Raw genomic sequence first — 25,042 nt, forward strand, 5'->3', positions numbered from 1 at the left:
CGACAAATATTCAAAGGAACGGTTTAATACGTATGAAGCACCTCTCTATTCGTTTCAGGCTCATTTTTTCGCTCAGTGTTATACTGATATTTGCCTTTGTGGCTATCAATATCGTTAACTACAGGGTTTCGAGGGACTCGGTTCGTTCCGGCATCATAAACAGCTCCCTCCCTTTGACAAGGGACAACATATACTCTGAGATCCAGCGGGATCTCATGCGCCCCATCTTCGTGTCCTCCCTTATGGCCAATGACACCTTTTTGAAGGACTGGGCCATAGCCGGTGAGGCTGATCTGGACAGCATTAAGCGTTATCTGAGGGAGATCAAGGAACGCTACGGCTTCTTCTCCTCTTTCTTTGTGTCAGATATATCCAATAACTACTATTACTACGACGGCATCCTCAAGCAGATAAGCCCCGATGATGAACACGATGACTGGTACTACTCTTTCAGGGATATGGATGTTAAATATGATCTTGATGTGGACACGGATCAGGCCTCTGGCAATACCCTCACTATCTTCATAAACCACCGCCTTAACGATTACCTCGGCAATCTCCTCGGTGTTACCGGTGTCGGACTCAAGATGGATGAGGTGGCGCAGATACTGGAGAAATACAGAAACAAGTACAACCGGAAGATATTCCTTGTGGACGAGGACGGGCTCATACAGGTCCATGTGAAAAAGGACTACATCCTCTCAAAGAATATCCGCAATATGGCCGGGATAGGCACCATTGCCGACAAACTTCTTGAAACGGGTGAGAAGCCCTCTGTACAGGAATTCGACGGCAATAATGGCGACCATGTTCTAGTCACTTCCCGATATATCCCCGAGTTTAAATGGTACCTCATTGTGGAGCAGAGCCAGGATGCCGCTCTGGCAGAGATTTGGAGCACATTTGTACGCAACATGATCTTTGCCGCTCTTGTGATAGCTGTGGTTATCACAATCAACATATTTATGGTTAACTACTATCAGGGGAAGCTTGAGCTTCTCGCTGTAACAGATAAACTGACAGGGGTCTATAACAGGCGGGAGCTTGATTCGAGCTTCGCAAAAACCGTACGTATCGCAAAGAAGCAAGGGACGCCTCTCTCCGTTGTTCTTATCGATATCGACAACTTCAAGAAGATAAACGATCAATACGGTCATCTTTTCGGCGATACGGTGATTAAGAAGATCGTCCATGTCATCAAAGACTGCATGAGGGATGATGATCTCCTTGTCCGCTGGGGCGGGGATGAGTTCATGGCACTGTCGAGATGCGAGCTTCATACGGCTGTTAACGTTGCCGAGAGGATCCGCACCGCCATCATCGATATTAAGTTTGTCCACGGCGAGGAGCAGGTCCGCACAACGGCCAGCTTCGGTGTTGCACATCTCAAGGACTATGACGATGTCGATTCTCTCACCAAGCGGGCTGATGATGCCCTTTATGCCGCAAAGGAGAAGGGACGAAACTGCGTTGTCAGCGAGGAAGGGCTTGGCTGAGCAACTGTTATGCTGTGAACTGTATATTTACATATAGGCGTCTGTGTGTAATTCTCTTTCCATGAACGATAAACCGATACTCACCGGCGTCCGCTCCGCTTTTCCCATCGCCGCCGGATACTTCCCCATCGCCGTCTCATTCGGGCTTACTGCGGTTTCCGCAGGTCTTGAGCCATGGCTTGCCGTGCTTATGTCGCTCATCGTCTTCGCCGGGGCGAGCCAGTTTGTGGCGGCTAACCTCTTTGCCGTCGGCATAGGAGGATGGGAGATTGTACTCACCACCTTCGTTCTTAACTTTCGCCATTTCCTGATGTCATCCTCCCTCTCCAGAAGGCTTTCTAAGGATATAACTAGGCCCCGCAGTGCCGTGGCCGCCTTTGGTATAACCGATGAAACATTTGCCATGGCCTCCATGCGTAAGGAAAAGGTTCTGCCAGAGGGCTTCCTATACGGTCTCAACTTCACAGCATATGCCGCATGGTGTTCCGGAACCGTTGCGGGGGTTCTGGCGGGCTCTTTACTGGCGGATTCCGTAAAGTCTGCACTCACATTCGGGCTTTATGCACTCTTTATTGGTTTACTGGTTCCGGAGATGAAGCGGACACGCCCCGCTGTTACGGCTGGTGTATCCGCCATGGCAGTGAATGGAGGGATGGAGATAATCGGTGTTACCTTTCTATCCGCAGGCTGGAAGATCATGATAGCAACCGTGGCTGGTGCTATGCTTGCGGCGTTTATCCACAGGGAGGAAGAGGATGAAGCTTGAACCGGTTTTCGTAATCATCCTCATGGCAGCGGTCACATACGTTCCCCGTATGCTCCCGGTGGTATTTCTGAAGGATCTGCGTCTTGCGCCATGGCTTAACCGTTTTCTCAGGTTCATACCCTATGCGTCGTTGGGCGCATTGATAATACCGGGTGCGCTAACAGCCGGGGGAACACCCGCCGCATCCGCCGCCGGAATAGCAGTATCCGCAGTCCTGGCATGGCGGGGAATCAGCCTTACTGCCGTTTTCGCCTCAGGTGTTGCCGCCGTTTATCTGTTTTCGTACCTTATGTAGTCGGGAGAGTACAAAAAAAGCCCCGCTTGGGACGGGGCAATGTATAGGTTGTGTCGCGTTACTGCTCACTCTGTTGATTTCTTGAAAAACTCCGAAAGGTGCATAACCTCCTGCTTCATGCCGTTCTTCTGCGCTCCTCCGTTTATCTGGATAACGCATCCGGGGCAATCCGCAAGGACTATGTCCGCACCTGTTTTTTCGATGTTGTCCAGCTTCTTGCCTAGAACACCGGAGGATATCTCCGCATAGTCGAAGGACCATGAACCACCGAAGCCGCAGCAAACATCTGAATCCTGCATAGGAACGAAAGCATCACCGAGGAGATCTGCGAGGATACCCTCTGCGGAAACACCAAGACCCCTTCCCTGATGGCAGGGGGTGTGGTAGGTAACCTTCTTGTCTTTCGGGAGATTCAGTTTTATACCCTTCTCAGCCATGAACATGCCGAGGGATTTAACCTTGGGGGATATCCTTTCTGACAGTTCCCTGTTCTCACCTTCGGTGTACTCGGGGAAGTCCTCCACGATAGCCATGCCGCAGCTGGGGCAGAGAACAAGGTATGCCTCGTAGTCGTCGGGGTTCTTCATATATTTAAGGTTGTTCTGTATAGTCTTCTTGCCGCTTTCACCGTCTCCGGCATGGATTGCAGGGAGACCGCAGCAGGCGGCCTTTTCGGGTGTATCCACCTCGTAGCCTGCATCCTCTAGGATCTTCACAAGGGCATGCCCCATCTGGGGATAGAAATATTCCACAGCGCAACCGGGATAGAAGAACACCCTGCCCTTGGGGGCAGGCGGGGTGTTCTTGCTATGGCTGTCCGTGAAAGTATCTCCTTTGATGGAGGGAAGCATCCTGAAGTTTATTTCACGGCCCGCCAGGGGTATTGTTTTTATGTACTCCCCATCCTTTGATGTAAGGGGTGAGGAGAACGCAGAAGCCGCCTTCATTGCTTTGCGGAATGCGGCATCGTTCGCCATTATATTCTTATAGAAAAACTTGCGGGGGAGTCCGAGACCGTATTTATCGCCCATCATCACATTGAGCTCGGCGATGATCCTCTGAAGATCGATCCCTGCGGGGCAGTTTGCACTGCACGCCTTGCAGCCGATGCAGAGCTTGAGGATGTCTTTGGCGTTGTCGTCGCCGTGGAACATGGCGGTCATTATTAGGCCGATGGCTCCTATATATACGTGTCCGAAAACGTGTCCGCCCACCATCTCATAGGCGGGGCATATGTTTGCGCAGCTTCCGCAGCGGATGCACTTGAGAGCCTCTTTGAGAAGAGGGTGATCAAGATAATCGAGCCGGCCGCTGTCGAGAAATACGTAGTGTACTTCCTTATTTCCGGTTTCGTTCTTGATGGAGGGGTTCTGCCCCTTAATCCATGTTGTATACGTTGTTATGATCTGACCCGTTGCGCTCTTCGGGAGCATACGAACAACCTTGAGCCCTTCCCGGAAGGTGGGCACAAGCTTTTCATATCCCACAAGCACAACGTGTACTGGGGGTATTGTTGAGGATAGCCTTGCGTTACCTTCGTTGGTTACGATGCCTATGGTTCCTGTTTCGGCTACGGCAACGTTTGCCCCGGTTATACCTACCCCTGCCTTGAAGTAGAATTCACGCAGGTTGTTACGGGCTACCTTGACCATCTCGCCGATATCCTCACGGCTGACGGTCTCTCCCGTATGGTTCTCGAAAAGTTCCGAGACCTGTCCCCGTGTTTTGTGGATGGCGGGCATAACCATATGGGAAGGGTGTTCGCCGGCGAGCTGTAGTATCCATTCGCCGAGATCCGTTTCTATGGGTTTGAGGTTCTCCGACTCGAGGTAGTCATTGAGCTTGATCTCCTCGGAGGTCATTGATTTTGATTTTACGAGATATTCGGAATCCTTCTGCTTAGCAAGATCTGCGATGTATTTACAGGCATCTGCAGCATCCTTAGCCTGATAAACCTTGGCGCCTGCGGATTCTGCATTGTCCTTAAACTGTGAAAACAGCTCGTTCACCTTCTCCTTGCTGAGCTCCTTAACGCTGTTCATCTCGCTCTGTAGCTCTTTGAAGTCGAATCCTGTATATGCCTTGTCTCTGGACTGCTTATATGCGGAGGAGAAGTTCTTAAGGGCCGTGTATAGGTCCTTATCGCTGATCTTCTCCTTTATTTTGCTCTTCATGCTCATCTTATACACCCTTAACTATGAATACTGTCATTTTTACAGGACCGTGTACGCCTATGGTGAGAACCCTTTCGATATCCGCTGTTCTGCTGGCGCCTGTTATGAATGCTATGTATGAATAGGGGTTTTTGTTCTTTTCGGTCATGTATTCTTCTATTTCGTCCAGTGTCATAACTATTCTGGATTCCGGCACGACAGCGTAAAGATGTTCTGCCAGACAGGTTGCCATGCGGAGCTTCTCATCCCAGCTGTTGACGACAACGGAGCCGGTTTCGCCGATGGCATAGTCCGCCTCAACAACTGCAGCCTCAATACCCGCTTCGGTTATCTCGGTGTTTGTTTCTGTGATACCTATTAAGGGGATGTTTGCATAGGAGGGCTTGAGCTCCTCAATTTTTTGTTTCAGCTCCTCGCTGGTAACAAGCACATTCTCATTGCTCACCATCTCGGAGAAATGAATAAATCTTTCCAGAACACTTGTATCGTTCATTATACAGCCTCTGTGGTTTAAATAGTAATTGGTAATACCAGTAAGCTAAAGCAATACACCACCCCAGTCAACAGTTTTTTATTTCAACGAACGATTGCTTATTAGTTAAAAAAATAAACCCCAAAAGCTTTGAAAAGACGACCAAATAGGGCTTTTGTGTATATCGTTTCTTTCAAACGTTTTTATAAACGGATCGATATTTACTGTTGACATTATCACGAAGCTGGAATAAAGGTAATACCATCTGAACATATTCATATTTCAGTCAGGAGGTAATTGTTTATGAAACGCAGAATCTTTTCATTGGTAATGGTTCTTATGTTTGCCTTCAGCCTTTCAGCTGTTGCAGCAGACAAGAAGTACCGCTGGAAAATGATCGAGACCTGGACAACCGGAATTCCCTTCCACAATGTAGCTCAGCACTTCTGTGATACAGTTGACGAGATCACAGACGGACAGCTCACTATCAAGCTCTTCCCCGCTGGTGCTATCGTTCCTGCTTTCGAGGTTTTCGATGCAGTACGTAACGGTGTTGCAGAGATGGGCCACGACTGGTCCGGATACTGGAAAGGTAAGGATCAGGCATTCGTAGCCTTCGCATCCGTTCCCTTCGGTTTCGACGCAATGGACTACACTATGTGGTTCTACGGCGCTGACGGTATGGAGCTTGCAAACGAGCTTTATGCTGAATACGGTCTTATTCCCTTCCCCACAGGAAACACTGGTCAGGAACTCGGTTTCTTCACGAAGAAGCCCGTTAATGAGATCAGCGATATGGAAGGTATGAAAGTACGTACAGTGGGTTGGGCTGCTGATATTCTTACTCAGCTCGGCGTATCTGTTTCCCCCATGCCCGGCGGCGAGGTTTACCTTGCACTTGAGAGAGGGGTTATCGACTCTGCAGAGTTCTCCTCACCCTCAATCACACTCCCCATGGGATTCCACGAAGTTGCTAAGAACGTTGTTGAGCCCGGCTGGCACCAGCCCTCTGTTCAGCTTATGAGCATGGTAAACAAGAAGGCTTACGACAAGCTTCCCAAGCACCTTCAGAAAGCTATTGAAGTTGCAGCTAAAGAAACTCAGGTTTGGTCCATGGGTTACTTCGAAGCTAAAAACGCTGAGGCTATAAGAGAATACAAGAAGGCTGGCGTTAACTTCACAAAACTCAGCGAAGACTCACTCAACGAGCTTGCTAAGACTTCCAAGGCTTACCTTGACGGCCTTCGTAAGAAGCACCCCTACCTCGACAAGGTTCTTGCTTCTCAGGAGAACTTCAAGGCAGACTTCGCTAACTGGCGTGACCTTCGCAGCGGTCTTGCTGCATGGCCCTACGACCAGTACATCGACGGCAAGCATTTTCAGTAATCACCGAATTGTAATTGTTTAATAACTAAACCGTAAAGGGGGCTTTAACGGCCCCCTTTCGTTTCATTTTTAAACTTTCGGAGACAGGCATGAACAAACTAATTAATTTTCTCGAAGCCATAAACGAATACGTCGGCAGAGCCGTTAGTGTTATCGGCTTCGTTCTGCTGTTTGTGGTCATGTACGAGGTAATAGCCCGTAAGATATTCTCATCCCCTACAATCTGGGGCTTTGAGCTCAGCTACATGCTTTACGGCGCTCTTTTTATCCTCGGTGCAGGCTATACACTTAAGCACAAGATGCACATATCCATCGATGTTATATACGGCGCCCTTCCTAAAAAGGTTCAGGGTATCATGGACATCGTAGGATATATCATATTCTTCTTTCCCTTTATGGGCGTTGCAATATATGCAACCGGAAAATTTACATTGCAGTCATGGCAGGGACTAGAACACGGCCAATCGGCGTGGGCACCTGCTATATATCCATATAAAACCCTGATTCCGATCGGCTTCATTCTGCTTACTATCCAAGGTATTGCAGAGTTCTTGAAGGCGTTCAGGAAGTTCAAAAGTGAGGAAAGCTAAATGGGCGCTGATATACTATCGGTAGCGATGTTTTTAATCCTCCTTATTGCGGTGTTCCTGGGCCACCCCCTCGGCTTCACCCTTGGAGGACTCGGGATCATTTTCGGACTGGTGGGGTACGGCCCTGGAGCATTCTTTATCCTCGCCAATAAAACTTACGGTCTGATGACAAACTATGTTCTCGTTGCCATCCCTCTGTTCATTCTGATGGCGCAGTTCCTTGATAAATCGGGAGTTGCAGAGGAATTGTACGAAACGATGTACATTGTACTGGGGCCAATTAGAGGCGGTCTCGCCCTTGCCACCATCGTGGTTAGTACGGTTTTTGCCGCAACCACAGGTATCATCGGAGCTTCCGTTGTGGCTATGGGTCTTCTCGCCGCACCTTCAATGGTTAAAAAAGGATACAGCTATTCGCTGACAGCGGGGGTTATTACCGCGGGTGGAACGCTTGGAATTTTGATACCCCCATCGATCATGCTGGTTGTTTACGGTGGTCTGGTGGGTATCTCGGTGGGTAAACTCTTCCTCGCCGCTTTCGTTCCCGGGCTTATGCTTGCGACCCTGTATCTTGTTTATACATTCATCTACTGTTTCTTTAATCCCGATGCTGGTCCTCCCCTTCCCAAGGCGGACAGGCACCACTCCGCAGGTAGAAAGTTCATCATGGCTACAAAGTCCATGATGCCCCCGATATTCCTTATTCTGGCAGTTCTTGGAAGTATCGGTGCTGGAATCGCAACTCCCACAGAGGCCGCAGGTCTTGGTTGTGTTGGTGCGCTTCTTCTTGCAGCAGGTAACAAGAGACTCGACCTTAAACTTATGAAGGATGCACTTATTGCAACGCTGAAGATCACCTGTATGGTTATGATCATCTTCGTTGGTGCAAACTTCTATACATCTGTGTTCATGGGCCTTGGCGGTGGTGATGTTTTCACTGATCTCCTTTTCTCCATCAGTGACAACAAGTATGTGATCCTTACCATCATGATGTTCATCGTGTTCCTTCTTGGAATGTTCGTGGACTGGCTTGGTATCCTGCTTCTCTGTGTGCCGATATTTACGCCCATCGCAGTGGATCAGCTCGGCTTCAACCCCCTTTGGTTCGCCCTGCTCGTATCCATAAACCTTCAGATGTCATTCCTTACGCCCCCCTTCGGGTATGCACTGTTCTATCTTAAGGGAGTTGCGCCAGAGGGTATGACACTTGGGCACATTTATAAGGGTATTATCCCCTTTGTACTCCTGCAGCTTGTGGGACTTGCGCTCTGCGTATCCTTCCCTCAGATCGTTACATGGCTGCCGGATCTTATATTTAAGTAAACAGCAGATTTGTGAGGTTAGTATAAATGTCAGCCGCAATTAATGGAAAATTCAAAGAAATAGTGGGTTCGGACAACTTTTGGGATGAACCCGCTGATCTGATGTGCTACAGCTACGATTCTGCATTTGAGAAGCCCGTTCCACCGGATATGGTGGTTAAACCTTCGGACTATGATCAGGTGCAGAAGGTCATCCAGCTGTGCCGTGATGCGGATATTCCGTTAATTACAAGAGGAGCGGGGACGAATCTCTCCGGAGGTACAGTTCCCGTCTCCGGCGGCTGCGTTATGCTCACCACCGGCTTAAATAAGATCCTCGAAGTTAATACAGAGGATCTCTATGCCGTTACCCAGTCCGGAGTTGTTACGGCGAAGTTTGCCGAGCACATATCCGATCACGGACTCCTATATCCTCCGGATCCGGGTAGTATGAAGATGTCCACCATGGGGGGCAACGTTGCTGAGAACGCCGGAGGGCTTAGGGCTCTCAAATACGGTGTTACCAGTGACTATCTCATGGGTGTAAAGTTTTTTGACATGGATGGTAACCTTGTCATAGGTGGAGGGCGTACGGTTAAGCTTGTTACCGGATATAACCTCCCCGGCCTTATGGTCTCTTCCGAGGGGATGCTGGGGGTTATGGTCGAGCTCATTATGAAGATCGTTCCCGTACCAGAGGCGAAGAAATCCATGCTTGTGAGCTTCGGTGATGTTATAAAGGCTAGCGAGACTGTATCCAAGATTATACAGGCAAAGATCCTCCCCGCCACCCTTGAGCTCATGGACAATTTCACCATAAAAACCGTTGAAGAGGCCACAAATATAGGCCTCCCCGTCGATGCGGATGCGCTTCTGCTCATCGAGGTGGATGGACACCCCGAAGCCGTTGAGGATGAGTACAGGAAGGTTATCGATATATGCGAATCCCTCGGCGGAAGCGTTAAGGTGGCAGAGAACGAGCAGGAGCGAGATGCGCTCTGGGAAGCGAGAAGAAAGTCGCTCAGTTCCCTTGCAAGGCTACGCCCCACTCTCATTCTTGAGGATGCCACAGTACCCCGCAGCCGTATCCCGGAAATGATGCAGGCTGTGCAGAACATAAGAAAGAAATACGACCTTACCATCGGAACATTCGGCCATGCCGGAGATGGAAACCTTCACCCCACAATCCTTACGGATAAGCGGGATGAGCAGGAGATGGCCAGGGTCGAGAAAGCGATAGATGAAATATTTGAAACCGCCCTCAAGCTGGACGGAACTATTAGCGGAGAGCACGGTATAGGTTCTGCGAAGGCAAAGTATCTGGAAAGCGAACTGGGTAAGGGCTCCCTTATCTTTATGGATAAGCTTAAGAAGGGGCTTGACCCCAAGGGACTGCTTAACCCGCATAAAATGGGGCTGTAAATGTACGATGATGTTGTAAAAGAGCTGAAAGAACTCGAGGAACTCGTCCTCAAATGCATGAAGTGCGGAACCTGCCATGCGGACTGCCCCCTCTATAATCAGGATGGTAAGGAACAGTCCGTTGCCAGAGGCAAGATTGCACTGATCCAGTCCGTATATGAAGGACGCCTTGAGGATGCAGGTAAGATCCTCAAGCACATAGATTACTGCGTGCTCTGCGGAAGATGTAAGCAGAGCTGCCCCAGCGGCGTTAAGACCGATGAGATATTCCTCAAAGCAAAATCGGTTCTGCGCAAGATAGAGAAGATGAAGGGGTGGCAGAAGTTTGTGCTTTCCATAGCCATGGAGAAGCCGGAGTTATTAGCTAAGATGGCTCCCCTTATGCATATGGGACTCAAGTTCGGCAGTAAAAAGATAAAGGATGATGTATTTAAGCCTATCATCCCCATAGCCGGCGGGCGTAACGTTGTATCAGTGAAGAGCAAAACCTTTGCGGACACTTACGGCGGCCTGAACAAAGCGAAGGGTGAAGAGAAGATGACTGTTATCTTCTATCCCGGTTGCGCCGCAAACATGATATACACCAGCTGGGGCGAGGCTATCGTTGAAACGCTTAACTATTTCGGTGTCTCTGTGTATGTTCCCGAGGTGAACCACTGCTGCGGAATACCTGCGGCAACCATGGGTGAACTCGATCTTTTTAAGAAAATGGTCAATAAAAATATTGATTATTTCGATTCCCTTGATGCGAAATATATTGTAACATGCTGTCCTACTTGTCAGTATGGACTGAACGAGATGGGGCCCAAGCAGACCGGAAGATCTCCCGAACAGGAGATGATGGACGTTGTTGTCTTTCTGGAAGAGGTTCTTCATGCTGATATTAAGCTTGAGACCGGCGAGAAAACTACGATCCATTTCCCCTGCCATTACGACCGGAGCAAAGACTCTCTTCTTGAATCCTTCGTTAAGGATAATCTCGGAACGGATTATACAAAACTCAAGAACCAGAGCTGTTGCGGGTTTGGCGGTACATTCAGCCTTAAGCACTACGGAAAATCCAGCGATATTTCCACATCAAAGGCAGAGGAGATCTCTACAAAGGGATTCCAGCGGGTTTACACACCATGCCCCGGGTGCGCTATGCAGCTCACCGATGCCCTCGCTAAGGAGGGCTCTGAGGCGGATGTGTCCCATCCTGTACAGTTGTTTTACGAGAGTGTAGTCAAGAAATCGTAACAACAAGGCAGAATTATGAAGTTTCAAAAGATTAAGCCGAAAAGAGTCAGCGACGAGATCTACCGCCAGCTTAAGGAGATGATCCTTACGGGCGAGCTGAATCCTGACGAAAAGCTTCCCTCAGAGAGGGAGCTAGCCGTGCAGATGGGCGTAAGCAGGCCTTCATTGCGTGAGGCTCTCCAAAAGCTTGAAGCTCAGGGATTCCTTGAGCAGATCCAAGGGGATGGTACCTACGTTAAATCGGTCACCGCACCGCTTATTGCTCCCGCATTCACAGAACTTATCAAGCGTGATGATGCCATCTTTGATCTCATGGAGATCCGAAAGCATCTTGAGACGTGGTCAGCCAGAGCAGCGGCAGAGCGTGCCACTGAAGAAGAGATAGCCCAAATGCATGAGTATCTTGAAGAGATGCGTATGGCAAAGGAACACGGCGAGGTCGGGCACATCTCCGATGCGAATTTCCACAGCGTTATATCCTATGCAACCCACAACGTCTTCCTTGTGCATGTGATGAACAACATCTATGAATGGATCGAGAAGGTGAGTTACGAGGTTCGCTCAAGGCTCTATACCAGCCCGGAAGACCATAACGAACTTTTCAGACAGCACAGCTGTATATTTGAATCCATCAGCAGGAAGGATCCCGATGCGGCCTACGACTGCATGGTGGAGCATATGAACTATATTTTCACCAAGCTGGAGAAGATCTTCGGCCCCAGAAAGATGCCAAAACCCCTTGTTAAAAAGGACAGCATCATCTGATAATCTCCGGCTCGGTCTGAATGGCTTTTACTTATTGGTAAAATAGATTAATTTCAGTCAGGAGGAACAATATGAGCCGGAAAACAGCTCTTGTAACAGGAGCGGCGAGCGGAATCGGTCTTGCCGTTGCAGAAAGCCTTGCAGGTGCGGGCTACAACGTAATGTGTGCAGACATCAACGAGGAAAAGGGGAAGGAAGAAGCGGCAAGGATAGGCGCATCCTTCTTCAAATGCGACCTCAGCAAGCGTGAGGAATGCAAAGCCCTCGTGGAGGCTTGTGCAGCGGAGTTCGGCAGTGTAGATATACTCATCAACAACGCCGGGATCCAGCATGTATCACCCGTTGAAGACTTCCCCGAAGATAAGTGGGATTTCATGATTTCTCTCATGCTCACCGCAACATTTCTTCTTACAAAATATTCATGGAACTATATGAAAAAGAACGGTTGGGGCAGGGTTATCAACGTAAACTCAGTCCACGGTCTTCGTGCATCCGCATTCAAAACGGCTTATATATCTGCCAAGCACGGCGTTACCGGCTTTACCAAAACCACTGCCCTTGAAGGTGGTCCCCACGGTATAACAGTGAATTCCATCTGCCCCGCCTATGTGCGCACACCCCTTGTGGACGGTCAGATTGCTGATCAGGCGAAGGCTCACGGCATAAGCGAAAACGAGGTTATCGAAGAGGTTATGCTCAAGAAGGCGGCGGTTAAAAAGCTTATCGAGCCTAGCGAGATAGGTGATATTGTGTTGTATCTCTGCTCCGATTCGGCAAAATGCGTAACGGGTACGAGTTTTACGATCGATTGCGGCTGGACGGCGCAATAAGTATTTAGATAATTGGATAAAAGGCTCACTGAGGTGAGCCTTAGTCTTATAATCTATGGAATTTGCCATCCATGGAAATTCCATCGTTGTTCGGGCAGGGAAACCCTGCCCTCTCGCACTTCCGGCTTCGTGAATTGAGCAAAGCCCAATTCAGCTACGCCTGCAGAGCCAACATCCATGTTGGCTTATTATGTATCAACCTTTAACGTATGATTAGCATAAGCTTTCATGGATGAAAGCTCGCTTGCGTAAGTGAGAAGGAGCAACATTATTAATCTGGAAAATTCATCATCCTGAGAATTTCCCTGCCGCTACGCTCGGCTAAGCCTTCGCTTCGCTTACTTCCGTTATAGAATATGAAGCATAGCTCCATATTCTTCACTTCAGGGCTGTCTTTTTTTTATCTATGGAATTTACCATCCATGGAAATTCCATTGCCGCTACACTCGGCAAAGCCTTCGCTCCGCTTACTTCCGGCTACGTGAATTGAGCAGAGCCCAATTCAGCTACGCCTTCAGGGCTTCCATCCATGGAAGCCTGTTGCGTATCAACCTTAATAATTATCTTTCAAATGGGTTTTTAAGGGGATCCTAAGGGGAAAGTTTTCCCTAAAAATTTCCCCTTAGTCTTATTCTTTACATAATCACATTCGAAATTAGTCACTAATTTATTTGTATTGCGCTTATGCGCCACATACTATTTAGAAAAGTATGCAAAACTATTCCCTCAGGGTTTTCCAGCCATTAATCTGGGAAATTCATCATCCTGAGAATTTCCCTGGTCTGATTTTATGTATGGAATTTACCATTCATGGAAATTCCATTGTTGTTCGGGCAAGGAGACCTTGCCCTCTCGTACTTCCGGCTTCGTGAATTGAGCAAAGCCCAATTCAGCTACGCCTACAGAGCCAACATCCATGTTGGCTTATTATGTATCAACCTTAAACGTATGATTAGCACAAGCTTCCATGGATGGAAAATTATTCAGACAGATAAAGGAGTTTTTGAGGGGTTGTTAAGGGGTGGTTTGTTCCTAAAAAGCACCCCTTAAAATTATTCATTTCATATTTGATAAGATAGTATTGGCTGAATTACCTCCCTGACATGTATGAGTCGTAAGGGTTTTTCATTATATACTCTCTGTTTGGGTCCATTTGCCAGCCGTGTGAGCCTCCAGTGGGTCTCCATGGTGAGTTATATGCATTGAAGTTGCGTTTATTATTCACGTATTCGTTACAGAATCGCTGGCTTGCCTCGGGTGTTGCGGGGCCGACAGCGATTGCCCATGTTTTATAGACGTTATTGAACGTTTTGTTATGGATCTTTGTCATCATGCCTGTTCTGGGCTTTCCTTTTACCACTCTGCAACGGCGTATGGCCTGGAATTTCTCGGTTTCGATGTATGCGTAGTGGTATCTTGGCATCCTTGACTTTAGCCTCCCCTCAATACTGTGTCTTTCGCCGGAACTGAGGTATCCGTTTCGCTCAAGAAGATCGAGCCATTGGCCCATACATTTATCGTAGTGGAGTTTGCTGAATCCTTTCTTAATGGTACGAAAGGTCTGCACTACCATCTTTGACTGCTCCACAGAGAAGGTTGCCTCGCTCATGTATCCCAGTTCCTTGTAGATCTGCTGATTTCCGGAGTTCTGGATATTCCGCACCATGCTGGAGCGGTTGGGGACGCATGGTGGGATCATCTCATTTGCGATTCGGTCTGTTATGTGCCTGTAACGGCGCTGACCGAGCCTTATTGCATCGTAGCTCGACATCTGGGGCTTGGCGGGCTGGCTCTTTTTAGGTGTGTAAGATGGCTTGGTTGGTACAGGCACAGGTACAGGTTCTGGCGGTGTTATGGGGATCTCTTCTCTGAGCTTCGGAAAGGGTTTTGAAGGTGTTGAGGCAACCTTTGTTTCACCTTCCAGTTGAAGATTAAAGCTTCCTTTACCTATCCTCCCTTCGGAGTCCTTAACAGTATATTTTACAAAGGCGTTTTCGAACTCCAGTACCGGATTTGCTGTCATATCCATCCGGCCGCTGTCGCTAATGTTCATGGAGAGGCTACTGCTGTGGTTTGCATTAATTCTATACGGCGGCTTGAATCTGGAGGGGATGTTCAGCTGAGCCGTTGAGCGTTGGCTGTGTTTCATGTAAGTGGGGTGTTTTGCTCCGACAGTGTAGAAGTCCTTGCTAAATTCCCTGGTTTTAGTCATTTTACGGCCGTCGGGTGCTGTGATAGTTACTTCTGCCACTGCCTTGCTTCCAGCTGGCACAGTGCTTGGTCTCAATACGATTCCTGTTCTATGCTCAGATGAACTGCCGGATATATCTTTATCGTGGGAGAGGTTTGTGTAAACCTTTCCGGTTTCCTTGTCCTTAACTATAAAGTCCGCCTTAATTGAGCCTTCGTTTGAGGTGAAATAGGCGTAGATATACACTTCTTCATCGTTGTAAAGCGTATCTGTATCGGGGCTTCCGCTTGAATGACTGGAGATGTCGATACGATCAATGGCAACGCTCTGGGCTATGGTGAAGGGGGTGTCTGAGGATACACAGCTTTCCGGCATACCATCTATGCAGTGGCGCAGGCTGACGGTGTAGCGTCCGTCCGGCAGGCTGTCCAGCCGGAAGCGGAAGCGGTAGTTCTTTGTCTCACCGGAGGCGATCCCTGTATCCTGCTTAACAAGCCCTGGAAGTGGACTGCCGGTGGCATCGTTAACCTGCCATGTGAGTATGGATAGAGGTGCTGGCTCAACCTTTGTATGGGAAACATTAGCCTGAAAGGCGAGGATCTCACCGTTCTGCACAGCTCTGTTTATGGGTTCACCGTCGTAAGTGCTGAGGCTCGCTTTGATGGTGAACGGGTTCAGATTGTCACCTTTTACTGCAAACTGATCCCCCTCGCTCTGGCCGTAGGGGTCGGTTATTATCGCATGAAGTTTATCTCCCCCCTTCGGCGTACTGTCGAGTTCCAGTTCCTCGGAGAACACGCCCGAGACGGGGAGGGTGATACGTTTGTTGTAAACCTTTCTTTCGGTATCCCCCGATTCAAGGTATACGCTCAAGGTGTATTCGTATCCTGGTGCACCTTTGAAGGCGAGTGAGGCAGGGGGGCTGAACCTGACTTCGTGGGGTCTGGACAGGGCATCAAGCGATTTTTTCAGAGCGATGCGGGCAGATTCAAAGGCTTGTTTTTTTACCTCAAGGGCGGCCTCCTTGGCTGCCTGTTCGGTGACACGGTTGAAGGTGGTCTGGATATAACCGCGCTGGTTATAAACTATCTGGACAAGGAAATGGTTGAACACCTCTCTCATATCCTCGAAGTCGTGCCCGAGGATCTGGCGTATTCTTGCGGGGTTCCCCCCTGTCTGTATCTCAATGTCCGGGCTTTTGCTCATCCATACCGAATACATCCTGTCCTCGTAATCCACCATGCGCTGGCGAAGTGGTGTTCCGGGATCGAGGGAGTAAGAGGGGATATAGGGCTCCCTGTTCTTTGCTGCGGCGAGGACCTGATCGTTCAGGATATCGAGCAGATCCTTATAAGCACGGGTCTCGTATAGTTCATCCGACCAGTTGGCTATTACAGATTCTATGGCGATGCGGGCGGTTTTGTGCAGGCCCATATATTGACCAACAAGGGGATAGAAGTATCCTATGGCCGTTTCTGCACTCTGCTCCCTTGCGACCTTCCAGTCGCCGTTATAGGCGGCCTCTGCGATCCTAATGAAATCTAGGAACTCTGCACCGCCGAATTTGAAGCTTTTCGTCCTGCCGTTCACAGTAACGCCGATATGGTTTCCCTTGAATCCTCGCTTCTCAAGAAAATCGACATACTCATTAGCCGAGAAGTTGTTAAGGGTCGTGGTGAGATGGTCCCATGCGGCATCGGAGTATCCCCCCTTAGAGGGGTCGTAAAGCTTGAACTTTTCTTCCGCAAAGCATACGGAAGCCGTAAGTATTATCAGAACGATAATAACCTTCTTCATATATCACCTATTCAAGGATGGTCGCACCGGAAGGCTTGGGAGCCGGTTTGGGCTTTGTGCCCGTATTTCCAGAGGGCGCAGGTTTTACAGCCTCGGGTGCGGGAACGCCTATGTTGGTTCCTGTCTCGGGATTCTGGATCGGTTTCATATCGGCTTTGCCGTAGCTTCCGTAGAAGTAGTTTTTGGGGAGTCCCATAACGGTTGCCAGTTTGTTCATATCCTTCTTAAGGGCATCGCCAAAGGTGTTTATGTAGCGTACGAGTAGGTAGTCATCATGGGGTGCGGCCATGAGAAGTATTGAGTATGCGCCCTGAAAGTTGCCTGCATGGGCCTCTGCGAGGGCATCGAATATGGTTGCCGCCCTTTCCGCTGCCTTAATCTTTTCCTGTGACTGAAGGTTCGGTATGCGTTCCTTGATCCTTATGGAGGCCAGTTTGAGCATACCGGGCTGTGCGGCGAAGTTTGCATAGTGGCCGTAGTCTATCCAGAATTTTATTCTGTTGCCGTATTGGTCGTAGTTCGCTGTGAAAACCTCGCTGATATAGTGATAGTCCATTCTGACACTGAACATACGGTACCACGCCTGATGCTCGAACATTGCTGAGGGGTTCATCATAAGTGCTTTTTGGAATAGGGCAGCCCCTTCCTTCCTGAGACCTGCCTTTGTGGCGGTTAACGCCTTCTCGAATATATCCTCCTGAGCTTTCGGCAGGGGCTTCTTTTCGTAATGGAATATTGCGGAGAAACTCAGATCCCCGGGGCGGACTGCGTATAGACCTCTTGTATAACCATTCGAATCAAGGTCCTCTATCCTCGCTCTCCGGAAGTCGTATTGCTTGACGGGGTCCTTTATGAAAAGATCGTCCACATAATTCATACACTCCATCTGCTTGGGGAGGTAGTAGGTTCTGTTTCTCGGGTCAGTGCATTTTTTGGCGATATTCTTGTTATCATCCATTTTTAGGCTTTTATACATCCATGGATCAGGGTAGTTCCAGTCTGTCATTCCGCCGTAGTTCATGTCGTTAAGATGTCTCAGCCATCTGTCCGCCTCTGCACGGTTCATTCCCCCCTTTGTAGTTGTACTGGGGAGGGTGTCGTGGAGTATGGAGAGCAGGGGTCTTTTGGTCCAGACAAGGTTTGTTCGTACATCAAAAAAAGTATAGGGGGAGCAATTGATAAAACCGAGGGTGTCTGCTTTGCCTTTGCATAGCTCAACGGACTTGTAATTGGGGTAGTTGGGAGCTGTTTTCGGTTTCTCCGTGTCCGGAACACCGGTGACCTTAAGGTAGTTGAATTTCAGTATATTTGGGCCGTATGCGATGAGCCCCACTCCGTTGCCGGGGAGGGGCAGGGCCCATTCCTTGTGCACTTCGGTTCCGTTTATGTAGAAGTAAGTCCTGCTGCCGAGCTTGGCCACCTTGAGTTTGTTGGTTTTGAACCGCCCTTTTATTATTGCTGGTGACGGCGTCCAGTCTTTAAGGGTTTCTGCAGTTTTGGAGTTCACCGCTTTACCGATCCAGAAGGAGCCGTCGCTGGAGATGTGGAAGCTGTAATAGTCTTTATATGCCCCTTTATATTTTATGCCGAACTTCATTCCGAAGGCTTTGCTGTCTTCACCGAAAAACCTTTTCACCTGGGTTTCGATGGTGTAGTCGTATTTTTCATTTATATAGACAGGGTAGTACTGCTCGAACCTCCCGACATTGCCTGCCATCTGGAAGTTGTAGGCTCCACCGGCGATCTTTGCCAGATAGTTATGCGATTTCTCCTCCTCCCAGCCGTTATGGGAGTCGAAGGTTTCATTGTAGAGAACCTGCTGTGGGGGAGCCTTTTCCTCTTCATGGGATTTACTCAGCGATTCGGGGAGTGATGATTTTACACTTGCGGCCATGCTGTTTGCTTTTTTGGCAACATCTGCGCATCCCGTTGAGAGGATGAATGAGGTTATTAATATAATTGGAAATATGAAAAGACGAGACATGCAGCTACCCTCCGGCTTATTGAAATTTTTTGCCGAAGAGGTATGGGAAAGCCCATAGCCGGACCCTCAGATTTTCTCCGACACAAATTATAATATCATTATGATACAGATATTTCACGGTAAAAGTAACCCCGATGGAGCACAAAACCGAAGAGGTTATTGATAGCAATAATCTATAAATGGGGAGCGTTTATTTCCTGCCGGTGTCTCTTTGGCGTTTGAACCAGATGAGAGCGAAGAGTAGACCCGGTGTTTTGGGTTTTGTTTCATCGAACATGAAGTTCTCGATCTCGGAGAAAGGAAGGCGGATAACCTCTATCTTCTCATTACCTATTCCGCCACCTTCACCCTGAAGGAGGTTGTCGTTTACCTCGGCATAAAAGAGTGTCTGGCGGCTTCCGGCGAAGCTTACTGCGGTGTAGAAGGAGTTTATCTTGTGGATATCCTCGGTTTCTACATTGTAGCCCGTTTCTTCAAGGATCTCCTCACGTGCTATCTCCTCCAGAGGGAGCTCCTTGTCGGTTATTCCGGCGCAAAGTTCATATGTTATGCCTGTACCTTCACGCATATACACAGGCGGACGGAACTGGCGGACAAGGATGAGCTCCTCCCGCTCCTTATCCGCAAGGAGTACGGCAACGGAGTCATGAACCTTTATGAAGTCCCACGATTTGCGCCTGCCGTCCTGTTCATAGCTGACCCTGTGGAGCTTGATATAGTTGGAATCGGGGCATGGTTCGAACTCCATATTAAACGGTTTAAGGTTTATGGAGTTCTCCGGCTTCTTTATCATATTTCTATGCTATCCCTTGGCTTTGGTGCAGGTTTTGCGAGATAGTACCCCTGGGCGAGGTCGACCCCTCTTTCCCTGACATAGTTAAACTCATCCACTGTTTCGATACCTTCGGCGAGGAGCTGTATGTCGTTCTTTGCGGATACATCAAGAAGCGCATCGAAGATGCTTCTTTTGAGGTCTGATTTATGGATGTTCTGAATAATCTGAGCATCGATCTTAACGATGTCGGGCTCCAGTTCGGCCAGGGCGTTGAGGGATGAGTAACCGCTTCCTATGTCGTCTAGGGCTGTGCGAAAGCCTTTTCTCTTGTAGTAGTCCACGATGTTGCGCAGGTGCTTGAAGTCCTGCACACGCTCGGTTTCCACAACCTCAAAGACGATCCTTCTAAAATCTATGCCCAGCTCCTCGGCCATGGCACATGTTGTGTTCAGGCATGTTTCGGGATTGTATATGGAGGTGGGGATGAAGTTTATGAAGATACTCCCCTTAACACTGGCAGAAGCCGAGCATTCAAGGGCCGTTTCCCGTGCCAGTCTGTCGAGGCGGAAGATCAGGTCGTTGGAGTTTGCCTTGGGGAAAATGTCACCCGGATAAACAGTTTCTCCGCACCGGTTTATGCCTCTTAGAAGGCATTCATGGCCGAAGATCTCCATCGTTTCAAGCTCAACAATAGGTTGGAAGTGGCTCACAAATGCACGGCGCTCTATAAGATCGATCACGTCCGCGGAGTTACGGAGTGTGCAGTACTTCTGCACAGGCTGGATGGTGGCGAAGATGGATATATCGATGGGGGCGCCTTCATCAATGGCAACGAACTTAATCTCCTCTTTTTCCATATCGGTTATGGCTTCGTCCTCACAGATCATTCCAAGCACCTTTTCTCCGCCGGGTGCATGAACCTGCAGTACGTTTGACTGCTCTGTGAAGGGGATACGGCTATCGTCCGCCTTGGCTTTAACATAGTCCAAAAGGGCATGGACGGAGGATGTAAAAACGATGGATTTATCCGAGTAGTCGGTTTCAGGAACCTTGATACATTTACAGGGCATTAATCAGACCTCATAATTAAATATTATATCAGATTAAGATTAGTGTTATGAACAAAAAAATGTCAAGGAAGGTGTTGGAGTTCTTCTGCTGCTTTGTTGTAAAGTTCTCTTGTGCTTATGGGTTTATGCAGTATTGTTACATTGTAATCGTTGAGGGCACTCGTTTCGTCCCTGTAGGCCGTTGTTATTATTATCGGCACATCTGGAGATTCCCTGCGGATAGCTTTAATCATCTCAAACCCGTCCAGCACTGGCATTGCGAGATCGGTTATCACGACATCCGCACCTTCGCTTAAGAATAATGCGAGGCCGTCCTGTCCGTTTCTTGCTTTAAGAACGGTCTCAAACTTTTTCTCCAGAAACTTTCCCATAATACCCATTATCGTGGGATCGTCCTCTACGTAAAGAATTTTGCTGTTGAGTTTGTCGTTCACAAAATACTCCTGCTGAATGTCATTATGATACTTGCCCCGCCGTTTTTGTTGTTCTTTGCTGTGATGGTTCCTTTCATGTGCTTTTCCACCATCATACGGGTCATATAAAGGCCTATGCCTGTGCCGCTTCCCTCCTCTTTTGTGGTGAAGTAGGGGTCGAAGATCTTGTTTATAATACTTTCGCCTATTCCTGTTCCGTTATCCGTAACGGTTACTTTCGCTGTTTCATCGGAGCCTTCCACAAGGAACTCTATCAGGCCGCTGTTGATTCTGCCCAGCTTCCTGTTCTTTTCGATGGAGTCGAGGGCGTTGTAAATAATGTTCAGCAGGGAGTGCTTAAACTCTCCCGGATAGCCGTTCAGGCGGGTCTTGCTGCATCGGCATTCGGGAAATTCTGCCCTGTCACGAACCTCGAATTCATTATCTGTGCATTTGCAAACTATCTGGTACTGAACACCTCTGGCATTCATCTGTGCACTCATAAGATTAACGAGGTTTACCACCTCGGTGATTATATCAAAGGGGGCACTGTCTCTGGCGGGGGCGAAGAACATCCGGAAATCGTCGATGGTCTGGCTCATCTTTTTGATAAGCTCCATACTCTGCCCTTCAAACTCCTCCATTATCTCTGTTGTCATGAGCTCACTGTCGTAGTCGTCGGCGGCGTTTTGTATATATATCGCAAGGGCATTGAGGGGCTGGCGCCACTGGTGTGCTATGGCACTTATCATCTGCCCCATGTCGGCAAACTTCTTCTGCTCCTCAAGGAGCTGTTCAGTTCTTCTCCGCTTATCGACCTCGGACTGCACCTTGGCGGTGAGCTCATTATTAAGCCTTTCCAGTTCGGAGTTGAGCTCCTCAAGTTTTCGTTTGCTTTCCTCTACCTCGGTGGTGTCTACACAGATCCCCATAAAGGTGTCTTCGTCAATGGCGGCGGCTGTTACGCGCATGCTGAAGTTTCTACCTGTCTTGCTAATAAACCTCAGATCGCCGGAGGTGCTACCTGTATCCACCAGTCGATTAACGACTTCGAAGCCCTTTTCCTCATGCCCCGGGAGCCATAGATCCACAACCCGCATGGTGTAAAGCTCCTCTGCGGAGTATTCGGTTAACCTCTCTGCGGCGGCGTTAACCTCTAAATATTCGCCGTAGCGGTTTATAATAAAAATGGGTGTTGGGGCGGTATCCATATATCTTTTGTATTTCTTTTCCTTGATACTGAGTTCTTCGAACATCTCCTCATGCTTCTTCTCCAGACTCCCCACAGTTTCATTGAAGCCTTTGCGGATGAGTACAAGTATGATTAATACAAGGATAATAGAAGCGGCAACGCTTTTTGTTAGGAACGACTTATACTTATCTGAAATATTTGTTATATCGGTTATGAAAACAAACTGACCGATATTGTCGCCGCTGAAGTCTGTTAGCTGCAAGTCACTTATGATACGGTATATCTTCCCTGTAACCTCCGCCTGCATAGGGAAGGAATCGGGTGATTTTACCTTGAGGAAGAGTGACGAGAAAATTGAGGGGTGGGTATTAAAAAGCTCGTAGTATCCGGGAAAAACCTCTCTTTTGTCGGAGAGTTCGTATATGTCGCTGTTTTCAGTTTTCAGCAGGAGTGTTGATTCGAAACCGGCGGCCATGTTGAGTCTTTGAGCCATAACAGAAATGCCTATGCCCACCTCAATCATTCCGCTTACACTGTCGCCGTCCATTACGGGCACAACATAACGCTGAGCGGCGGCGAATCGTCCTATCTCGATGCCGCTAACGGGTTTTCTATGCTCTCTGGCAACCCTCAGCATGTTTCTTCTGGCTCTTATCTCGTCGCTGTGGAAATCGGGGGCGTGGGCACGGTAAAGTGATGTGCCGTCTGCATTGTGGAACTGCAGAACAGTGCGCACGCCGGGGAATTCGGCACTGAATTGTTTATAAAAGGGATCTGCATATCTTGCCAGCCGCTCTCTGTCTCTGTTCAGAAATGCGGTCATAATCTGGTTGTTCGAGAGTACATGATTGATGTGAGACTGGAGAACAACGTTAAGACGCTTCGGTATCTGGCTTACCATGCGGTTTACAATTTGTTTGTCGTTCTGTCTGAAAAGCTCGAGATCCCTTCTGTGCTCAGCGTGAATCGATATTATGAAAAAGAGTGTCAAAAATAAAAGAGCAGCTGACACCAAAAGGGTCGTCTTGTTTTTTACTGACATCGCCATCCAATCTATGGAATTTGTAATTCTATAAAAATATTAAACTGCTATTTAACCATTGTAAAGTTAATGAACATTCATAATGACAATAATGTGACAAAACTATGGGAAGAGGCAAACAATACCTCTTGACTAGGTGATGATAAATAGTTAGGCTCATCTAACAATCGTAAACTAATAAAACATTCATTGTTGAGAGGGTTATCAGATGCAGGTATTTTGTCATCATCTATACGAGTATAAGAAGGGTCTTCGCAGTCTTATATTGCATACGGCACAGTCTGTGCACAAAAAAGCAATGGTATCAAAGCTGGAGAAGAACGGTATAGATTATTTGATTCAGGACATCGACACGAAGCGTTTTAATATCTTCTTTGGAGAGCCGAACTGCGTTGAGGTTGTGCGCCGCTTTGATGCGACTCTTGATAAGCTGACGAACGAGCAGGACTTCATTCTGGGTATCATGCTCGGCTACGACCGAATCCTCCAATGCCGCCGCTACCTCCAGCGCACGGAAAGCAGTGAGCAGATGGCGGGATGAGGAGAATATGAAAAAATCCTAGACAAAATGTAAACTTGCCTTGATTGTTCCGTGTAATCGTTAGTATAATATCCGAAATGCAAACAATATGTTTGTAAATAAAATAACGATAACTAGGAATTATGAACGATAGTAATTTAAAGAAGTTGACAGCCTGTCTTAACTCTGAATCTGGTGCGGTACAATTTACCTCGTTTATAAATCCCAGCACGACCATCTTGTTAATCGTTTACAATATTAATTGAATAACACATCGTTGATAATGAATTATAATCTTTGCTAATGAGCAAATGCATATATTGTTCATTATAAGAAGGAGTTACTTTGTATTTTGGCAGTTTTCAACCGAATTGGACGAGATTCAATTTAGAACGAAAAATGGTCTGAACTATAAATCTATTCAACTTAGCTTTCGAGTGCAGAGTTGAAAATATTGAATAATACGATTTTTTCTAGCATATATTGACTGTAAGAAAGCAAGTGAGGTCAGAAATTATGTCGTTAGATACTGTTGTTGAATTGATTAATTTACTAATACTTTTGTTTATAGCTTTTAACTTTAGTTATATGAAAGAGAAGGGCAAGAATAAAGCCACTAAAGAAGATATTGCTTACATAACGAATAAAGTAGAGCAGGTTAAGCAAGAAAGTATAGATGAATATGATCGTATTAAAAAAAAACGTCAAGTTTACCAAAATTTATTAATTTCAATGGGTGTTTTTCTTTCTGGCAGGAGTTCATCTGAAGATACAAAAAGTGAATTTCTCAATAATTATGCTAATTCTTGGTTATGGGCATCTGACAGTGTATTAACTGCTTTGAATGATTTTGTAGTTTGTAGTGTTAATAAATATCATGGATCAGCAACAGAAGACGAACAAGAGCAGGCATATCGTTCGGTCGTGATTGAGATGAGAAAGGATGCTGGGTTTCAGTACACTGAAATTAATAGAGATGCTTTTGAGTTTGTTTCTTTTGCATCTTAGACTATTATTAGTCCTAAACTATATGTTAGGGACTAAGTTTTTACAATAAACTATTTTTGCTTAACTCTTAACCGATTCTACCCACTAATTCTCAATCAAAAATCTACCAAGAGTGTGCCACAAAAAAAGCCAGTGCTTTCACACTGGCCTTGGAATATCGTTAGTCGGTAAATTTAAATGGTGCCCAGGGACAGAATCGAACTGCCGACACGGGGATTTTCAGTCCCCTGCTCTACCGACTGAGCTACCTGGGCAACTTTGGAAGGCATACGTTACAAAAAGCTTACCCTATTGTCAATGAAAAATTTTATAAA

General features: G+C 47.6%; 20 protein-coding genes and 1 tRNA gene. 12 read left to right on the forward strand and 9 right to left on the reverse strand.

Translation table 11 applies throughout. The annotated features are described in order from the left end of the window. Positions 1–98: 98 nt before the first annotated feature. The 3 genes from K300_RS0110655 (at position 99) to K300_RS0110665 (ending at position 2,557) form a co-directional block, all read left to right on the forward strand. Complete coding sequence (locus tag K300_RS0110655) at positions 99–1,496, forward strand: sensor domain-containing diguanylate cyclase (protein WP_202898562.1); 1,398 nt, start codon at positions 99–101, stop codon at positions 1,494–1,496. Positions 1,497–1,557: 61 nt separating this feature from the next. Beyond that, entirely contained in the window at positions 1,558–2,262 is a 705-nt protein-coding gene (locus tag K300_RS0110660; RefSeq protein WP_022851661.1) for an AzlC family ABC transporter permease, read from the forward strand. Next, positions 2,252–2,557 (forward strand): AzlD domain-containing protein, encoded by a 306-nt coding sequence (locus tag K300_RS0110665; RefSeq protein ID WP_022851662.1) that lies wholly within the window; start codon positions 2,252–2,254, stop codon positions 2,555–2,557. Before K300_RS0110660 ends, K300_RS0110665 begins: the two co-directional genes overlap by 11 nt. A gap of 65 nt (positions 2,558–2,622) precedes the next feature. On the opposite strand, the gene ldhH is transcribed toward K300_RS0110665, so the two are convergent. Continuing rightward, a complete protein-coding gene (gene ldhH, locus K300_RS0110670) occupies positions 2,623–4,731 on the reverse strand; it encodes an L-lactate dehydrogenase (quinone) large subunit LdhH (RefSeq protein WP_238320651.1) in 2,109 nt (702 codons plus the stop codon). A gap of 7 nt (positions 4,732–4,738) precedes the next feature. Further along, a complete protein-coding gene (locus K300_RS16300; protein ID WP_022851664.1) occupies positions 4,739–5,224 on the reverse strand; it encodes a LutC/YkgG family protein in 486 nt (161 codons plus the stop codon). 282 nt (positions 5,225–5,506) lie between these two features. Here K300_RS16300 and K300_RS0110680 point away from each other — a divergent pair, with 282 nt between their 5' ends. From K300_RS0110680 to K300_RS0110710, 7 genes are all read left to right on the forward strand, one after another. Next, positions 5,507–6,589 carry a TRAP transporter substrate-binding protein gene (locus K300_RS0110680; protein WP_022851665.1) on the forward strand — a complete coding sequence of 361 codons (1,083 nt, stop codon included), beginning with the start codon at positions 5,507–5,509 and terminating at the stop codon, positions 6,587–6,589. 89 nt (positions 6,590–6,678) lie between these two features. Further along, complete coding sequence (locus K300_RS0110685) at positions 6,679–7,179, forward strand: TRAP transporter small permease subunit (protein WP_022851666.1); 501 nt, start codon at positions 6,679–6,681, stop codon at positions 7,177–7,179. Beyond that, positions 7,180–8,502: a TRAP transporter large permease gene (locus tag K300_RS0110690; protein ID WP_022851667.1), complete on the forward strand. Its 1,323-nt coding sequence runs from the start codon at positions 7,180–7,182 to the stop codon at positions 8,500–8,502. 26 nt (positions 8,503–8,528) lie between these two features. Next, positions 8,529–9,902 (forward strand): FAD-binding oxidoreductase, encoded by a 1,374-nt coding sequence (locus K300_RS0110695; protein ID WP_022851668.1) that lies wholly within the window; start codon positions 8,529–8,531, stop codon positions 9,900–9,902. Further along, positions 9,903–11,141, forward strand: coding sequence for a (Fe-S)-binding protein (locus tag K300_RS0110700; RefSeq protein ID WP_022851669.1), 1,239 nt, complete (start codon positions 9,903–9,905; stop codon positions 11,139–11,141). It begins immediately after the preceding gene. A gap of 15 nt (positions 11,142–11,156) precedes the next feature. Beyond that, positions 11,157–11,906 carry a FadR/GntR family transcriptional regulator gene (locus K300_RS15425; protein ID WP_022851670.1) on the forward strand — a complete coding sequence of 250 codons (750 nt, stop codon included), beginning with the start codon at positions 11,157–11,159 and terminating at the stop codon, positions 11,904–11,906. A 71-nt stretch (positions 11,907–11,977) separates the two neighbouring features. Beyond that, positions 11,978–12,736 (forward strand): 3-hydroxybutyrate dehydrogenase, encoded by a 759-nt coding sequence (locus K300_RS0110710; protein ID WP_022851671.1) that lies wholly within the window; start codon positions 11,978–11,980, stop codon positions 12,734–12,736. 1,090 nt (positions 12,737–13,826) lie between these two features. Here the strand turns inward: K300_RS0110710 and K300_RS0110715 are convergent. The 6 genes from K300_RS0110715 to K300_RS0110740 form a co-directional block, all read right to left on the reverse strand. Continuing rightward, a complete protein-coding gene (locus tag K300_RS0110715; protein ID WP_022851672.1) occupies positions 13,827–16,724 on the reverse strand; it encodes a carboxypeptidase-like regulatory domain-containing protein in 2,898 nt (965 codons plus the stop codon). 7 nt (positions 16,725–16,731) lie between these two features. Further along, positions 16,732–18,708, reverse strand: a complete 1,977-nt coding sequence (locus K300_RS0110720) for a hypothetical protein (protein WP_022851673.1) — start codon at positions 18,706–18,708, stop codon at positions 16,732–16,734. A 190-nt stretch (positions 18,709–18,898) separates the two neighbouring features. After that, a complete protein-coding gene (locus tag K300_RS0110725) occupies positions 18,899–19,501 on the reverse strand; it encodes an NUDIX hydrolase (protein ID WP_022851674.1) in 603 nt (200 codons plus the stop codon). Further along, the gene (locus K300_RS0110730; protein WP_022851675.1) at positions 19,498–20,553 is read right to left on the reverse strand and encodes an EAL domain-containing protein; all 1,056 of its coding nucleotides are present in this window, start codon (positions 20,551–20,553) and stop codon (positions 19,498–19,500) included. The genes K300_RS0110725 and K300_RS0110730 overlap by 4 nt, the downstream gene beginning before the upstream one ends. 62 nt (positions 20,554–20,615) lie before the next feature. Beyond that, the gene (locus K300_RS15430; RefSeq protein WP_022851676.1) at positions 20,616–20,987 is read right to left on the reverse strand and encodes a response regulator transcription factor; all 372 of its coding nucleotides are present in this window, start codon (positions 20,985–20,987) and stop codon (positions 20,616–20,618) included. Next, entirely contained in the window at positions 20,984–23,149 is a 2,166-nt protein-coding gene (locus K300_RS0110740; protein WP_022851677.1) for an ATP-binding protein, read from the reverse strand. Before K300_RS0110740 ends, K300_RS15430 begins: the two co-directional genes overlap by 4 nt. A gap of 259 nt (positions 23,150–23,408) precedes the next feature. On the opposite strand from K300_RS0110740, the gene K300_RS0110745 reads away from it, so the two are divergent. Together K300_RS0110745 and K300_RS0110750 are read left to right on the forward strand one after the other, a co-directional pair. Beyond that, a complete protein-coding gene (locus K300_RS0110745) occupies positions 23,409–23,741 on the forward strand; it encodes a DUF2023 family protein (RefSeq protein ID WP_022851678.1) in 333 nt (110 codons plus the stop codon). Between the two features lie 567 nt (positions 23,742–24,308). After that, positions 24,309–24,728, forward strand: a complete 420-nt coding sequence (locus tag K300_RS0110750) for a hypothetical protein (RefSeq protein ID WP_162139888.1) — start codon at positions 24,309–24,311, stop codon at positions 24,726–24,728. A 178-nt stretch (positions 24,729–24,906) separates the two neighbouring features. Here K300_RS0110750 and K300_RS0110755 read toward each other — a convergent pair. Next, positions 24,907–24,982: transfer RNA gene (locus K300_RS0110755), tRNA-Phe, on the reverse strand. Between the last annotated feature and the right edge of the window lie 60 nt (positions 24,983–25,042).

The organism is Limisalsivibrio acetivorans (genome assembly GCF_000421105.1).
Classification (GTDB): domain Bacteria; phylum Chrysiogenota; class Deferribacteres; order Deferribacterales; family Geovibrionaceae; genus Limisalsivibrio; species Limisalsivibrio acetivorans.